The sequence below is a fragment of the Pseudonocardia sp. NPDC049154 genome, from assembly GCF_040648315.1.
Lineage (GTDB): Bacteria > Actinomycetota > Actinomycetes > Mycobacteriales > Pseudonocardiaceae > Pseudonocardia.
Genome location: NZ_JBEZDN010000102.1, coordinates 14,423 through 28,724, shown reverse-complemented (window position 1 = coordinate 28,724; position 14,302 = coordinate 14,423). Strand labels below are relative to the sequence as shown.

Here is a 14,302-nt window from a genome sequence, read left to right as displayed (position 1 = left end):
CGTCACTCCTCGAGGCCCGGCCGACCGGCGCGCTCGCTCACGAGGTGTGAGCGAGCGCGCCGTTCCCCCGGGGTTCAGCCCATCGTCTTCGCGCCGTCGATGGCCTCGCGGATGATGTCGGCGTGGCCGGCGTGCTGGGAGGTCTCGGCGATCACGTGGAGGATCACCCGGCGCAACGACCACTCGGCGCCCTGCTCGAACCAGGGGGCACTGGGGAGGGGGCGGCTGGCGTCGAGGTCCCCGGTGGTGACGATCTCGTCGGTGGCGGCGGCGACCCGGTCGTACTGCTCCAGCAGCGCCGGGAGGGTGTCGGCGTCGGTCAGCAGGAACCGCGTGTCCACGAACTCACCGGACTCCATCGCGGCCCGCATGGCCTCCTCGTCGAAGTCGCCGAAGTCCGCGTCGCCGCCCATCGCACCCGGCTTGCCGAGTGCGAAGTCGACCCAGCTCTGCTCCGTGTCCGCGACGTGCTTGATCAGCGACGCGAGGGTCAGCTCGCTGACGGTGCTGCGGGTGCGCGCCTGCTCCTCGGTCACGCCGGCGACGGTCTGCCGCAGGAAGTTGCGGTGCCGGCGCAGCGACTCCAGCAGGTCCGCGCGCTCGCGGGTGAGGGTGGTGGTCATGGCGGCCTCCTCGCGTCGGGCAGCAGGTCGGGCGGGCACCGTACCGCGATCTCCGGACATCCAGCGGCCATTTCGGACACACGAACGGCGCTCCCGCTCACTACGTATGAGCGAGAGCGCCGCTCGCCGTCACAGGAACCGGGTCAGCTGACCGGCACCACGTCCGGCGCACCCATCCGGGCGGAGTCGGCGGTGGCGTCGTCGGGCATGGTCTGGCTCTCCCGCTCGGCGGCGACCCGCCCGCGGTAGTGCTCGACCTCCTTGGCCTTCTGCTCCTCGGTCCAGCCGAGCACCGGGGCGATCAGATCGGCGGCCTCCTGCGCGGCGCCGAGGCCGCGGTCGAAGGTCTCGATGCTCGTGCGGGTGCGCCGGGTGAGCACGTCGTCGAGGTGCATCGCGCCCTCGTGCGAGGCCGCGTACACGATCTCGGCGCGCAGGTGGTCCGGGGCCCCGGCCAGCGGCTCGCCGAGGGTCTTGTCCTCGGTGACCAGGTCGAGCACCTCGTCGATCAGCGAGCCGTACCGGCCGAGCAGGTCCTGGATCCGGGCCGGGTGCAGGCCCGAGCGCTCGGCGAGGACGTGCACCGAGTTCTGCAGCGCCTCCCAGCCCTCGGCGCCGAGCAACGGCACGTCCTTGGTCACGGACTCGGGCACCTTGGCGTCGAGGCCGTGCACGGCGGCGTCGACGGCGTCCTTCGCCATCACCCGGTAGGTCGTGTACTTCCCGCCGGCCACGACGACCAGCCCGGGCACCGGCGTGGCGACGGCGTGCTCGCGCGAGAGCTTCGACGTCGTGTCCGACTCGCCCGCCAGCAGCGGCCGCAGCCCCGCGTAGACGCCCTCGACGTCCTCGTGGGTCAACGGCTGCTCCAGCACGGAGTTGACGTGTTCGAGCAGGTAGTCGATGTCCGCCTTCGACGCAGCCGGGTGGGCCTTGTCGAGGTCCCAGTCGGTGTCGGTGGTGCCGATGATCCAGTGCCGGCCCCACGGGATCACGAACAGCACCGACTTCTCGGTGCGCAGGATCAGCCCGGAGTCCGAGCGGATCCGGTCCCGCGGCACCACCAGGTGGATGCCCTTCGACGCGCGGACGTGGAACCGGCCGCGCTCGCCGGCCAGGCCCTGGGTCTCGTCCGTCCACACGCCGGTGGCGTTGATGACCTGCTTGGCCCGCACCCTGATCGTGTCGCCGGTCTCGAGGTCGTGGACCTCGGCGCCGATGACGCGGCCGGACTCCTTGAGCAGCCCGACCACCCGGGCCCGGGTGGCCACGTGCGCCCCGTAGGCCGCCGCCGTGCGGGCGACGAACATGGTGTGGCGGGCGTCGTCGACCTGGGCGTCGTAGTACTGCAGGGCGCCGACGAGGGCGTCCTTGCGCAGCGACGGCACGATCCGCCGCGCGCCGCGGCGGGTGAGGTGCCGGTGGTGCGGCACGCCCCGGGACTGCCCGGAGAGCAGCCCGAGGGTGTCGTAGAGCGCCACGCCGGAGCCCGCGTACAGCCGCTCCCACAGGTGGTGCTGGAGCGGGTAGATGAACGGCACCGGGTGAACCAGGTGCGGGGCGAGCTTCTGGATCAGCAGCCCCCGCTCCTGGAGCGCCTCCGCGACGAGCCGGAAGTCCAGCATCTCCAGGTAGCGCAGGCCGCCGTGGATGAGCTTCGAGCTCCGGCTCGACGTCCCGGACGCGAAGTCCCGCGCCTCGACGAGGCCGACGCGCAGGCCGCGGGTGGCGGCGTCGAGGGCAGCACCGCTGCCCACGACACCGCCGCCGACGACGAGAACGTCGAGCTCCTCCCGGGCCATGTCCTCCAGCGCCCGGGTCCGGGCGGCGGGGGAGAGCGCGACGGATCTCATGTTCAGGTCTTCCTTTCCGGACGACGGCGTTCCTACTCGACGTCCACCCAGTCCAACGTCCGCTGGACCGCCTTCTTCCACTGGGCGTACCCGGTCGCACGCTGTTCGTCGCTCCAGGCCGGGTCCCAGTGCTTCGACTCGTTCCAGTTCTCGCGCATCTCGTCGGTGTCCTTCCAGAACCCGACGGCCAGTCCCGCGGCGTACGCGGCGCCGAGCGCGGTGGTCTCGGCGACGACGGGCCGGGAGACCTGCACGCCCAGGACGTCCGCCTGGATCTGCATGCACAGCTCGTTGGCGGTGACACCGCCGTCGACCTTGAGGACCTCCAGGTGCACCCCGGAGTCCTTCTCCATCGCGTCGGCCACGTCCTTGCTCTGGTAGCAAATGGCCTCGAGCGTGGCCCGGGCCAGGTGGGCGTTGGTGTTGTAGCGCGACAGCCCGACGATCGCGCCGCGGGCGTCGGACCGCCAGTACGGGGCGAACAGGCCGGAGAACGCCGGCACGAAGTAGACCCCGCCGTTGTCCTCGACCTGGCGGGCCAGGGACTCCGACTGGGCGGCACCGGAGATGATCCCCAGCTGGTCGCGCAGCCACTGCACGGCCGAGCCGGTGACGGCGATCGAGCCCTCCAGGGCGTAGACCGCCGGCTCGTCGCCGAACCGGTAGCAGACCGTGGTCAGCAGGCCGGAGTCCGACCGGACGAGCTCGGTCCCGGTGTTGAGCAGCATGAAGTTGCCTGTGCCGTAGGTGTTCTTGGCCTCGCCGGGCGACAGGCAGACCTGCCCGACCATGGCCGCCTGCTGGTCGCCGAGGATGCCGGTGATCGGCACCTCGCCGCCGAGCGGCCCGTTCGACAGGGTGGTGCCGTACGGCTCGGGCGAGCTCGACGGGCAGATCCTCGGCAGCATCGACCGCGGGATCCCGAACAGGGCGAGCAGCTCGTCGTCCCAGTCGAGGGTCTCCAGGTCCATGAGCATGGTCCGGCTGGCGTTGGTGACGTCCGTGACGTGCACGCCGCCGTTCGGCCCGCCGGTGAGGTTCCACACCACCCAGCTGTCGGTGTTGCCGAAGATCGCGTCGCCGCGCTCGGCGGCCTCGCGGGCCCCGTCGACGTTCTCCAGGATCCACTGGATCTTGCCGCCGGAGAAGTAGGTCGCGGGTGGCAGCCCGGCCTTGCGCCGGATCGTGTCGCCGTGGCCGTCGCGCTCCAGCTTGGAGGCGATCCGGTCGGTGCGGGTGTCCTGCCAGACGATCGCGTTGTACAGCGGCCGCCCGGTGTTCTTGTCCCAGACGACGGTCGTCTCGCGCTGGTTGGTGATGCCGAGCGCCGCCAGGTCCTTCGCGCTCAGCCCGGTCTTGTTCAGCCCCGTCTGGATGACCGAGGAGGTGCGCTCCCAGATCTCCACCGGGTTGTGCTCGACCCAGCCCGCCTCGGGCAGGATCTGCTCGTGCTCGAGTTGGTGGCGACCCACCTCGTTGCCGCCGTGGTCGAAGATCATGAACCGGGTGCTCGTCGTCCCCTGGTCGACGGCGCCGACGTATTCGGCCATTACTTCTCTCCTCCGTGCTCGGCGACGACCTCGCGCCCGACCGGCTGCTCCTCGGTGTCCTCCGGCAGCAGGTAGCGGCCCACGAGGATCTTGAAGAAGGCGCCGCCGACGAGGCCGCCGACGATCGGCGCGACGATCGGCAACCACCAGTACGGCGTGCCGTCGGGTGCGACCCAGGCCGTCGAGTACCCCGTGATGTACGACGCGAGGCGCGGCCCGAAGTCACGGGCCGGGTTGATCGCGTAGCCGGCGTTGGCGCCGAACGCCATGCCGATCGCCACGACGAGCAGGCCGATGACCAGCGGGCCCATGTTGGCCAGCGGCGGGTTGTTCAGGGCGTTGACCAGGGCGAAGATCACGAACACGAGGATCGCGGTGCCGACCACCTGGTCGAGGAAGGCGGTGGGGATCGAGACCCCGCCGCCGCCGTTGCCCGGCAACGTCGCGAAGATGATCTGGGTGGCCGACGTGTGTCCGGGATCGGCCCGGTTGATCAGGTCCGCGTACACGACGCGGACGATCAGCGCCGCCACGAAGGCGCCGAGGGTCTGGGCCAGGATGTACGGCGCGACCCGCTTCCAGGGGAAGCCCTGGTAGGAGGCCAGCGCGATGGTGACCGCGGGATTGAGGTGGGCGCCGGAGATCCGCGCGGCGACGTACACGCCGAGCGTGACGCCGATGCCCCAGGCCCAGGTGATCGAGTCGTGGTCACCCAGGGGACTGTTGGGCGGCGCCGTGACGACCTGCGCCACGACGCCGTTGCCGAACAGGATCAGGATCATCGTCCCGGCGAACTCGGCGCTCAACGCGCCGAAGTAGGAGTTCCGCATCGAACTCTCCTTCCGGTCGTGACGGCCCCCGCCCGGGGCGTGCGCGCCGGACGGGGGCCGAACGGGACAGACGGTAGGAACGCGTGCGTGGCGCGACAACGGCCGACGTTCGACAATGTCGAACTGATCCTGTCGACCGGATCACACCCCCCGTAGGCTCCCACCCGTGCCGGGAGCGATCCAGTCCGTCGAGCGCGCGGCCGCGATCCTGCGGCTGCTGGGGGGCGCGGGCCGACCGCTGGCCCTCGCCGAGCTGGCCGCGGCGCTTGACCTGCCGCGTCCGACGGTGCACGGGCTCGTCCGGACCCTGCGCGACGAGGGGCTCGTCGACCAGGACCGCGCCACCGCCCTCTACCGCCCGGGTGCCGGGCTGCGCCGGCTCGGCAGCGGCTGGGACCGCCACGACCTGCGGGCGCACGCGATGAACTGGGCGGATGCCCTGGCCGGAGGGACAGGGTGTGCGGTCTACCTCGCGGCGCCGGTCGGCACGGCGGCGAGCCTGGTGCACCACGTCTTCCGGCCGGACGGCTCGCCGCAGACCCTGCGCACCAACACCGAGCAGCCGTTGCACGCCACGGCCTGGGGGAAGTGCCTGCTGGCGTTCGCGCCGGTCGCGACGCCGCCGGCCCGCGAGCTGGAGCTGCGCCGCTACACCGGCCGCACGGCCAGCACCGTCGCGATGCTGGAGGCACATCTCGCCGCCGCGCGCGCCCGCGGCATGGCCACGGACGTCGGGGAGTTCGAGACGGGCGTCGGCGGCGCCGCGGTCCCGCTGCGGTCCGGCGGCGGACTCACGGTGGCGGCCCTCGGCATCGCCGCGCCGGTCGAGGAGCTGTTCGGCGGAGGCGGGGAGCCCCGCCGGCACCTCGCCGAGCAGCTGCAGCACGCCGGCCGGGAGATCTCCGCGTCCCTGGTGACGCCCCGATGAGCGAGCCGCGGACCTCGCCGCCGCGCGAGCGCGTGGTCGCAGCCATCGACCAGGGCACGACGTCGACGCGCTGCCTGCTCTTCTCCCGCTCCGGCCGGATGCTCGCCGTGGCGCAACGCGAGCACCGGCAGCACTACCCCGAGCCCGGGCGGGTGGAGCACGACGCCGAGGAGATCTGGCGCAACGTCGCCCGGGTGGTCCCCGAGGCGCTGCGGCGGGCCGGGCTGGAGCCGGAGAACATCGTGGCGCTCGGCATCGCCAACCAGCGCGAGACCACGGTGATCTGGAACCGGCACACCGGCGCCCCGTTGGCCCGCGCGATCACGTGGCAGGACACCCGCACCGGCCCGATCGTCGCCCGCCTGGTCGAGGAGGGCCTCGGCCCGCTGTACGCCTCCACCAGCGGGTTCGGGCCCGCGACCTACTTCGCCGGCCCGCGGCTGCGCTGGCTGCTCGACCACGTGCCGGGCGCCCGCGCGGGGGCCGAGGCGGGCGACGTCCTGTTCGGCACCATGGAGAGCTGGCTGATCTGGCGGCTCACCGGCGGCCCGGGGCGCGGCGTGCACGTCACGGATGTGACCAACGCGAGCCGGACGATGCTCATGGACCTGCGCACGCTGGAGTGGTCGCCGAAGCTGCTCACGGCGCTCCACGTCCCCGAGCGGATGCTGCCGGAGATCCGGTCCAACGCCGAGATCTACGGCGTGTGCTCGGAGGTGCTGCCCGGGGTGCCGGTGGCCGGGGCGCTCGGCGACCAGCAGGCCGCGCTCGTCGGGCAGACCTGCTTCGCGCCCGGCGAGGTCAAGTGCACCTACGGCACCGGCGCCTTCCTGCTCAAGAACACCGGCGCGCGGATCGGCGGCTCGGCGCAGGGCTTGATCCCGACCGTCGGCTACCTGGTGGGGGAGCGGCCGGTCTACGCGCTGGAGGGCTCGATCGCCGTCACGGGCTCGCTGGTCCAGTGGTTCCGAGACTCGCTGGGCATGATCGGCACCGCCGCGCAGATCGAGACCCTCGCGATGACGGTGCCGGACAACGGCGGCTGCTACGTCGTGCCCGCCTTCTCCGGGCTCTACGCGCCGCACTGGCAGGCGAACGCCCGCGGTGTGATCGTCGGCCTGACCAGCTACATCACCCGCGGGCACCTGGCCAGGGCGGTGCTGGAGGCCACCGCCTGGCAGACCCGCGAGGTCGTCGACGCGATGAACGCCGAGTCCGGCATCCCGGTCACCCGGCTCAAGGCCGACGGCGGCATGACGGCCGACCACCTGCTCATGCAGTACGTCGCCGACGTGCTCGACGTGCCGGTGGAGCGCCCGCTCGGGTCCGAGGCGGTCTCCCTCGGCGCGGCCTACGTCGCCGGGCTCGCGGTGGGCCACTGGCCCGACCTCGAGGTGCTGCGCGCCAACTGGCACCGGGCCGCGATGTGGGAGCCGGAGATGGCCGACGGGGTGCGCGAGCGCGAGCGCGAGAACTGGGCGCGCGCCGTGGCGCGCAGCTACGACTGGGTGCGCTGACCTCCTTCCGGCTCGTTCCGTCCCCGCGGACGGGAGTGTTGTGGACCACTCGCGCCTGGTGCTAGCCTCACCGCTACCAAACGGCCGTTAGACGATGATGACCAGCGTTGCCGGAGGCCCCCATGACCGCTCGTGCGGAGATCGAGAACACCCTGGGCCGTGCGGCCTGGGGCTACGACGAGAACGACGTCGACCTCATCGCGGCACAGTTCACCGAGACCGCGACCATGACCATGCAGATCGGCCGCGACGGTGACACGATCGGCCCGTTCGACGGCCGCGAGGCCATCCGCACGCTGCACGCGGACTCGCTCGCGGCGCAGACCGACCAGCGCCGGCACAACATCTCGAACCTGGTGATCGTCAAGGAGACGGTCGACAGCGCCTCCACGACGTCGAACCTCACCCTGTTGTCCATCGAGGACGGCGCGATCCGGGTGCTCTCCAGCGGCTGGTACCGGGACGAGCTGGTGAAGCAGGGCGACGCCTGGCTGATCGCCGCCCGGCACATCTACCTCGACCTGCCCTACTGATGGTCAACGTCGGACGGATCCCGGAGAAGTGGGCGGCGCTGACCCCGACCCGGGACGCGATCGTCGACGCCCCGAACGGGCGTCGGATGGACTGGCGCACGCTCGACGAGCGGGTGCGGCGGCTGGCCAACGGCCTCGCCGGCATCGGCGACGGCGGGCTCGGCCTCGCGAAGGGCGACCGGGTCGCGATCCTCGCCAAGAACTCGATCGAGTACCAGGAGCTGTACTACGCAGCCGGCCGCGCCGGGCTCGTCGCGCAGCCGCTCAACTGGCGGCTCGGCGTCCCGGAGCTCACCAAGATCGTCGCCGATGCGGCGCCGAAGGCGCTGATCGCCTCCGACGAGTGGCTCGACGCCGCCAAGCAGCTCCAGGCCGCGGTCGACGTGCCGCACTGGCTGCAGTACGGCCGGGGCGGCGACGGCAGCTACGAGGACCTGCTGGCGCGCAGCAGCACGGACGAGCCGGAGCGCTCCGCCTCCACCGGGGACGCCGATCCCTTCTTCATCCTCTACACCGGCGGCACCACCGGGGAGTCGAAGGGCGCCCTGCACAGCCACACGAGCACGTCGTTCGGAATGCTGAACCAGACGGTGGCGGAGCGGATCGTCCCGACGGACGTCTACATGCTGACCGGGCAGATGTACCACATCCCGGTGGTGCTCTCGATGAACTACATGCGCCACGGCTGCCCGCTGGTGCTGATGAACTTCGAGGCCCGCACCGCGCTGGAGCTCATCCAGGAGGAGAAGGTCTCGGCCTTCCTCGGCATCACCACGATGCTCAACTGGATGATGGCCGTGCCCGGCTTCTCGAACTACGACATCTCGTCGCTGCGCAACATCCAGTACGGCGGCGGCCCGATGCCGTCGAGCGTGGTCAAGGCGGCCCTCGACCACTTCCCGTGCACCCTGATCCAGGGCTACGGGCAGACCGAGGGCACCACGATGTGTTTCCTCTCCCAGGAGGACCACCTCGACGCGGTGCGCGGGATCCATCCCGAACGCCTCATGTCGTGCGGCCGCGAGGGCTTCGTGACGACCGTGCGCGTGGTCGACCCGGACGGGAACGAGGTGCCCAGGGACGGACGGACCGCCGGGCAGATCGTGGTCCGGTCCGAGGCGAACATGCTCGGCTACTGGGGCCGGCCCGACCTCACCGCGGCCACCCTGCGGGACGGCTGGATGTGGACCGGCGACGTCGCCACCTGGGACGCGGACTCGTACGTCTTCATCGTCGACCGCGCCAAGGACATGATCATCTCCGGCGGCGAGAACATCTACTCGATCCAGGTCGAGGAGGCCGTCAACCAGCACCCGGCGGTCCTCGAGTGCGCCGTGATCGGCGTGCCCGACGACGAGTGGGGCGAGGCCGTCAAGGCGTTCGTCGTGCTCAAGCCGGAGACCACCGCGACCGAGGCGGAGATCGTCGACACCGCGCGGCAGCACCTGGCCTCATACCAGAAGCCCCGCTCCGTCGAGTTCGTCGACGCCCTGCCCAAGGCCCCCACCGGGAAGATCCTCAAGCGCGATCTCCGTGCCCCGTACTGGGCGGACCGCGACCGGTCCGTCTGACCCCGTTCGTCCCCCGCTCATGTCCGTGCCCGTGCTCGAAGGGGAGCATTCATGAAGACCAAGGGAGCCCTGCTCTGGGAGCCCGGCACCAACTCCGGCTGGAGCGTCGAGGAGATCGAGATCGATCCCCCGAAGCGCCGCGAGGTGATGGTGAAGCTGGCCGCGTCCGGCATCTGCCACTCCGACCACCACCTCGACGACGGCGTGATCCCGCTGCCCTGGGCGCCCGTGCTCGGCGGCCACGAGGGCGCCGGCGTGGTCACCGAGGTCGGCCCTGAGGTGCACGACCTGGAGGTCGGCGACCACGTCGTCCTCTCCTTCCTGCCCTCGTGCGGCCGCTGCACGATGTGCGTCTCCGGCCGCTCGAACATGTGCGAGCTGGGCGCCGGGGTGCTGGCCGGCTACGCGCCCGACGGCACCCACCGCGTGCACGCCCGGGACAAGGGCGTGGGCTGCATGTCCTTCCTCGGCACCTTCGCGCCGTACGTCTGCGCGCCGGTCGACGCCGTCGTCAAGATCGACAAGGACATCCCGCTGGACAAGGCCGCGCTGATCGGCTGCGGTGTGCCGACGGGCTGGGGCTCCTCCGTCTACGCCGCCGACATGCAGCTCGGCGACACGGTCGTGATCGTCGGCATCGGTGGCGTCGGGATCAACGCGGTGCAGGGCGCGAAGCACAAGGGCGCCAAGAACATCATCGCGATCGACCCGGTGCCCTTCAAGCAGGAGCAGGCCCAGGAGTTCGGGGCCACGCACGCGGTGTCTAGCTACGAGGAGGCCGCGAAGCTCGTCGAGCAGCTGACCAACGGCCAGGGCGCCGACCGGGTCATCATCACCGTCGGCATCGCCTACGGGAACCTGCTGAACCCGGCGCAGGAGATGACCCGCCGCGGCGGCGTCATCGTGCTGACCTCGGCCGCGCCGATCCTGCAGCGGGACGTCGAGTTCGACCTGTTCACCTTCGCGATGTCCGGCAAGCGGCTGCAGGGCTCGCTGTACGGGACCACGCAGTCCCGCAACGACATCCCGCTGCTCACGGACCTCTACCGGACCGGGCAGCTCAAGCTCGACGAGCTGATCACGCGCACCTACGCGCTCGAGGACATCAACCAGGCGTTCGCGGACATGCAGAAGGGCCTCAACCTCCGCGGCGTGATCATGTACGACCAGGAGGGCTGACGATGAGCCGCGCCGACGACGTCCAGCAGATCATCACCGCCACGCTGCTCTACGCCCGCGGGCTCGACCTGTTCGACCCGGACGAGGCCCTCTCGGCCTACACCGACGACGCCTACTGGGACGCCACGGCGGTGGGTCTCAAGCGGTTCGAGGGCCGGGACGAGATCCACGGCTTCTTCAAGGCCGACGCCGAGTCGATGGCCGAGCAGTGCCACATCATGACCAACCACATCGTCGAGTTCGACGGTCCGGACACCGCGCACGGCACCAACTACGTGTACGCGGAGGGGAGGACGAAGTCCGGCGCCACGATCAAGGCGATCGCGCTCAACCGCGACGAGTACCGCCGGGTCGGCGACACCTGGAAGATCTCCGGCCGGGCGATCTCGCCGCTCACGGCCCCGCAGATGGAGGGGTTCGACGCGTGACCGCCGACGCACTCCCCTCCGCGGAGGCGGCATGAGCACCGGCGCCGAGGTGATCGAGCGCTACGTCGAGATCATGAACGAGCTCGCCATCGACGAGCTCGGCGAGATCTTCGCCGACGACGTCGTGGTCCGGCTGCCGTTCGCGCCCGACCCCGTGCCGAAGGTGACCGAGGGCAAGGAGGCCGTGCTCGCGCTGTACGCCGGCTTCCCGCACCTGGTCGGCCCGCTGGGCTTCCACGACCTGGTGATCTCGCCGCTGGCGACGGAGGGCGAGTTCGTGGCGGAGTACCGCAGCGACAGCACGATGCTCTCCACCGGCGAGCCCTACCGGAACTCCTACATCAGCACCTTCACGGTGCGGGACGGCAAGCTCGCCGCCTTCGCCGAGTTCTTCGACCCGCTCGTGTTCCTGCGGGCCCAGGGCGCCACCGTCGCACGCCCGGCCTGACCCCAGGCGAACGGCGCGCTCGCTCAGACCTGGTGAGCGAGGGTGCCGTTCGCCCCGTGACTCCACAGTGGAAGGACAGCCGCATGACCCTCGCCGCCGACTCACCGGTGCGCTCCTTCGACAAGGTCTTCGTCGGCGGCCACTGGGTCGCCGCCGCCTCGGACGCGACGATCGACGTCGTCTCACCGATCACCGAGGAGCACCTCGCCACCGTCGCGGAGGCGTCCACGGCCGACGTCGACGCCGCCGTCGCCGCGGCGCGGGTGGCCTTCGACGAGGGCCCGTGGCCGCGGATGAGCCCCACCGAGCGCGCCGGGTACCTGCGCCGCATCGGCGAGGAGATCCAGAAGCGGATTCCCGCGATGGAGGCCTCGTTCACCGAGGAGCTCGGCGCGCCGACCTTCATCTCCAGCGCGTTCCACGGCAACGCCACGGCGATGTGGAACGACGCCGCCACCCTGCACGAGCGGGTCGCGTTCGAGGAGCGGCGGACGTGGGACGGGCCTGGGGGATCGGCACAGCAGGCCGTCATCGTGCAGGAGCCGGTCGGCGTCGTCGCCACGATCATCCCGTGGAACGGGCCGGTCGCCACGGCCTCGCTGAAGATCTCCCCGGCCCTGGCCGCGGGCTGAACGGTCGTGCTCAAGCCCGCCCCCGAGGGGCCCGTCTCCACCCTGCTGCTCGCCGAGGCGCTCGAGGCCGCCGGCCTGCCGGAGGGCGTGATCAGCGTGCTGCCCGCCGGCCGGGAGGTGGGGGAGCACCTGGTCAGGCACCCCGGCGTCGACAAGGTCTCGTTCACCGGCTCGACGGCCGCGGGCCGGCGGATCATGAGCCTGTGCGGCGAGCGGATCGCCCGCGTGACGCTGGAGCTGGGCGGCAAGTCCGCCGGCATCGTGTGCGACGACATCCCGCTCGACCAGGTCCTTCCCTCGCTGCTCCCGGCGGGCTGGGGGCACTCCGGGCAGGTCTGCGCCGCGATCACCCGGCTGCTGGTCTCGCGGGACCGGCACGACGAGTTCGTCGAGGCCGCCGCGGCCGCGATGAGCGGGCTGACCGTCGGCGACCCCCGCGACCCGAACACGTTCATCGGCCCGCTCGCGGCCGAGCGCCAGCGCGACCGCGTCGAGGGCTACATCGCGAAGGGCAGGGCCGAGGGCGCCACGCTCGTCACCGGCGGCGGTCGGCCCGCGCACCTCGACAAGGGCTGGTTCGTGGAGCCCACCCTGTTCGCGAACGCCACCAACGACATGACCATCGCCCGCGAGGAGATCTTCGGCCCGGTCCTGACGGTGATCCCGTACGACGACGTCGACCACGCCGTCGCGATCGCCAACGACTCCGACTACGGCCTCTCGGGCGCGGTGTACACGCAGGACAAGGCGCTCGGCGAGCGCGTCGCGCGGCGGGTCCGCACCGGGCAGATCTACGTCAACGACGCGTCGATGTGCGTGACCCAGCCCTTCGGCGGGTTCAAACAGTCCGGGCTCGGGCGCGAGGGCGGCGTGGAGGGCATCGCGCCGTACTTCGAGACCAAGATGATCCAGGGGATCTGATGCGTGCGCCCGGCGCCGCCGTCGTCGCGATCTGCTTCGCGGTCGTGATCCTCGACGGCTACGACCTGGTCGTCTACGGGACCGTCGTCCCCTCGCTGCTGCAGTACGAGCCGTGGGGGCTCACGGCCGCGGAGGCGGGCCTGATCGGCAGCCTCGCCCTGGTCGGCATGGCGGTCGGGGCGCTGTCGTCCGGCTGGCTGACCGACCGACTCGGGCGGCGGCGCCTCGTGCTGATCGCGATCACCTGGTTCAGCGTCGCCACCGGGCTGTGCGCGGTCGCCCCGAACCCGGAGGTCTTCGGGCTGCTGCGGTTCGTGGCCGGCGTCGGGCTCGGGGGCGTGCTGCCCTCGGCGATCGCGCTGGCCGTGGAGTACGCGCCGCGGGACCGCCGGCAGCTCTACAACTCCGTGGTCCACGCCGGGTACTCCTCGGGCGGGGTGATCTGCGCGGCGGTGGCCATCGCGCTGCTGCCGGTCGGCGGGTTCCGGGTGATGTTCGCCGTGGGCGCGGCGCCGTGGCTGGTCCTCTTCCCGATCGCGCTCACGTGGCTGCCGGAGTCGCCGGCGTGGCTGCGGGCCCGGGGCCGGGACGAGGAGGCGGCGGCGCTCGCCGCGCGGCACGGGATCGCGCTCGAGCCGGCGCCCGCGGGGCCGGCGCAGAAGGTGCGGACCGCGGAGATCTTCGGCCGCTACCGCCGCTGGACGATCCTGTTCGCGCTGATCAGCTTCTGCGGGCTGCTGCTGAGCTACGGCGTGGGCACCTGGCTGCCGCAGATCATGCGGCAGGCCGGCTACCCGCTGGGCTCGGCGATCGCGTTCCTGCTGGTGCTGAACCTGGGCAATGTCGTCGGCACGCTCGTGATCGCCACGGTCGCCGACCGGATCGGCTCGAAGCGGGTCATCCCGCTCGCGCTCGGCGTCGGGACGGTGTGCCTGGTGCTGCTGTCCTTCGTGCTGCCGCAGGCCGTGCTGTACGTGCTCGTCGCGTTCCTCGGCTTCGGCGCGATGGGCTCGCAGATCCTGGTCAACGGGTTCGTCGCCGCCTCGTACCCGACCCGGATCCGGGCGACCGGGCTCGGGTTCGCGATGGGCGTCGGGCGGCTAGGCGGGATCCTCGGCCCGTACGCGGTGGGGCTGCTGATCGGGGCGGGCGTCGCGTTCCAGTGGAACTTCTACTTCTTCGCCGCGTTCGCGCTGGTCGCGATGCTGCTGGTGCTGGCGCTCGGCCGGCACCCGGACGAGCGGGACTCCGTGGCGCGCCCGGTCGCGCCCGAGTCCGCCAGGGGGTGA

12 protein-coding genes and 1 pseudogene are annotated in these 14,302 nt (G+C 71.6%); 9 read left to right on the top strand and 4 right to left on the bottom strand.

Annotated features, from left to right (window positions below; all coding sequences use genetic code 11):
* Nucleotides 1-74 precede the first annotated feature (74 nt).
* From AB0B41_RS32815 to AB0B41_RS32800, 4 genes are all read right to left on the bottom strand, one after another.
* Entirely contained in the window at nt 75-623 is a 549-nt protein-coding gene (locus AB0B41_RS32815; protein WP_358210274.1) for a DinB family protein, read from the bottom strand.
* Nucleotides 624-766: 143 nt separating this feature from the next.
* On the bottom strand, nt 767-2,476 hold the full coding sequence (locus tag AB0B41_RS32810) for a glycerol-3-phosphate dehydrogenase/oxidase (RefSeq protein ID WP_358210272.1): 1,710 nt from the start codon (nt 2,474-2,476) through the stop codon (nt 767-769).
* Between the two features lie 32 nt (nt 2,477-2,508).
* Nucleotides 2,509-4,026 (bottom strand): glycerol kinase GlpK, encoded by a 1,518-nt coding sequence (gene glpK / locus AB0B41_RS32805; RefSeq protein WP_358210270.1) that lies wholly within the window; start codon nt 4,024-4,026, stop codon nt 2,509-2,511.
* Nucleotides 4,026-4,856 carry an MIP/aquaporin family protein gene (locus tag AB0B41_RS32800; RefSeq protein ID WP_358210268.1) on the bottom strand — a complete coding sequence of 277 codons (831 nt, stop codon included), beginning with the start codon at nt 4,854-4,856 and terminating at the stop codon, nt 4,026-4,028. The genes glpK (AB0B41_RS32805) and AB0B41_RS32800 overlap by 1 nt, the downstream gene beginning before the upstream one ends.
* 166 nt (nt 4,857-5,022) lie before the next feature.
* On the opposite strand from AB0B41_RS32800, the gene AB0B41_RS32795 reads away from it, so the two are divergent.
* From AB0B41_RS32795 to AB0B41_RS32755, 9 genes and pseudogenes are all read left to right on the top strand, one after another.
* Nucleotides 5,023-5,784, top strand: a complete 762-nt coding sequence (locus AB0B41_RS32795; protein WP_358210266.1) for an IclR family transcriptional regulator — start codon at nt 5,023-5,025, stop codon at nt 5,782-5,784.
* Entirely contained in the window at nt 5,781-7,301 is a 1,521-nt protein-coding gene (glpK, locus tag AB0B41_RS32790; protein WP_358210264.1) for a glycerol kinase GlpK, read from the top strand. Before AB0B41_RS32795 ends, glpK (AB0B41_RS32790) begins: the two co-directional genes overlap by 4 nt.
* Nucleotides 7,302-7,423: 122 nt before the next feature.
* Nucleotides 7,424-7,834, top strand: a complete 411-nt coding sequence (locus AB0B41_RS32785; RefSeq protein ID WP_358210262.1) for a nuclear transport factor 2 family protein — start codon at nt 7,424-7,426, stop codon at nt 7,832-7,834.
* Nucleotides 7,834-9,405, top strand: a complete 1,572-nt coding sequence (locus AB0B41_RS32780; RefSeq protein ID WP_358210260.1) for an AMP-binding protein — start codon at nt 7,834-7,836, stop codon at nt 9,403-9,405. Before AB0B41_RS32785 ends, AB0B41_RS32780 begins: the two co-directional genes overlap by 1 nt.
* A 51-nt stretch (nt 9,406-9,456) precedes the next feature.
* A complete protein-coding gene (locus tag AB0B41_RS32775; protein ID WP_358210259.1) occupies nt 9,457-10,584 on the top strand; it encodes an NDMA-dependent alcohol dehydrogenase in 1,128 nt (375 codons plus the stop codon).
* A 2-nt stretch (nt 10,585-10,586) separates the two neighbouring features.
* Nucleotides 10,587-11,012, top strand: a complete 426-nt coding sequence (locus tag AB0B41_RS32770) for a nuclear transport factor 2 family protein (protein WP_358210257.1) — start codon at nt 10,587-10,589, stop codon at nt 11,010-11,012.
* Between the two features lie 31 nt (nt 11,013-11,043).
* Entirely contained in the window at nt 11,044-11,460 is a 417-nt protein-coding gene (locus tag AB0B41_RS32765) for a nuclear transport factor 2 family protein (RefSeq protein WP_358210255.1), read from the top strand.
* 83 nt (nt 11,461-11,543) lie between these two features.
* A pseudogene (locus AB0B41_RS32760) lies at nt 11,544-13,013 on the top strand (aldehyde dehydrogenase).
* Nucleotides 13,013-14,302, top strand: a complete 1,290-nt coding sequence (locus tag AB0B41_RS32755; protein WP_358210253.1) for an aromatic acid/H+ symport family MFS transporter — start codon at nt 13,013-13,015, stop codon at nt 14,300-14,302. Before AB0B41_RS32760 ends, AB0B41_RS32755 begins: the two are co-directional and overlap by 1 nt.

Coding starts and splice junctions, on each gene's coding strand:
- glpK (WP_358210270.1), bottom strand. CDS start 4,026: ATGGCCGAATACGTCGGCGCCGTCGACCAGGGGACGACGAGCACCCGG.
- glpK (WP_358210264.1), top strand. CDS start 5,781: ATGAGCGAGCCGCGGACCTCGCCGCCGCGCGAGCGCGTGGTCGCAGCC.
- AB0B41_RS32780 (WP_358210260.1), top strand. CDS start 7,834: ATGGTCAACGTCGGACGGATCCCGGAGAAGTGGGCGGCGCTGACCCCG.
- AB0B41_RS32785 (WP_358210262.1), top strand. CDS start 7,424: ATGACCGCTCGTGCGGAGATCGAGAACACCCTGGGCCGTGCGGCCTGG.
- AB0B41_RS32810 (WP_358210272.1), bottom strand. CDS start 2,476: ATGAGATCCGTCGCGCTCTCCCCCGCCGCCCGGACCCGGGCGCTGGAG.
- AB0B41_RS32775 (WP_358210259.1), top strand. CDS start 9,457: ATGAAGACCAAGGGAGCCCTGCTCTGGGAGCCCGGCACCAACTCCGGC.
- AB0B41_RS32765 (WP_358210255.1), top strand. CDS start 11,044: ATGAGCACCGGCGCCGAGGTGATCGAGCGCTACGTCGAGATCATGAAC.
- AB0B41_RS32815 (WP_358210274.1), bottom strand. CDS start 623: ATGACCACCACCCTCACCCGCGAGCGCGCGGACCTGCTGGAGTCGCTG.
- AB0B41_RS32770 (WP_358210257.1), top strand. CDS start 10,587: ATGAGCCGCGCCGACGACGTCCAGCAGATCATCACCGCCACGCTGCTC.
- AB0B41_RS32755 (WP_358210253.1), top strand. CDS start 13,013: ATGCGTGCGCCCGGCGCCGCCGTCGTCGCGATCTGCTTCGCGGTCGTG.
- AB0B41_RS32800 (WP_358210268.1), bottom strand. CDS start 4,856: ATGCGGAACTCCTACTTCGGCGCGTTGAGCGCCGAGTTCGCCGGGACG.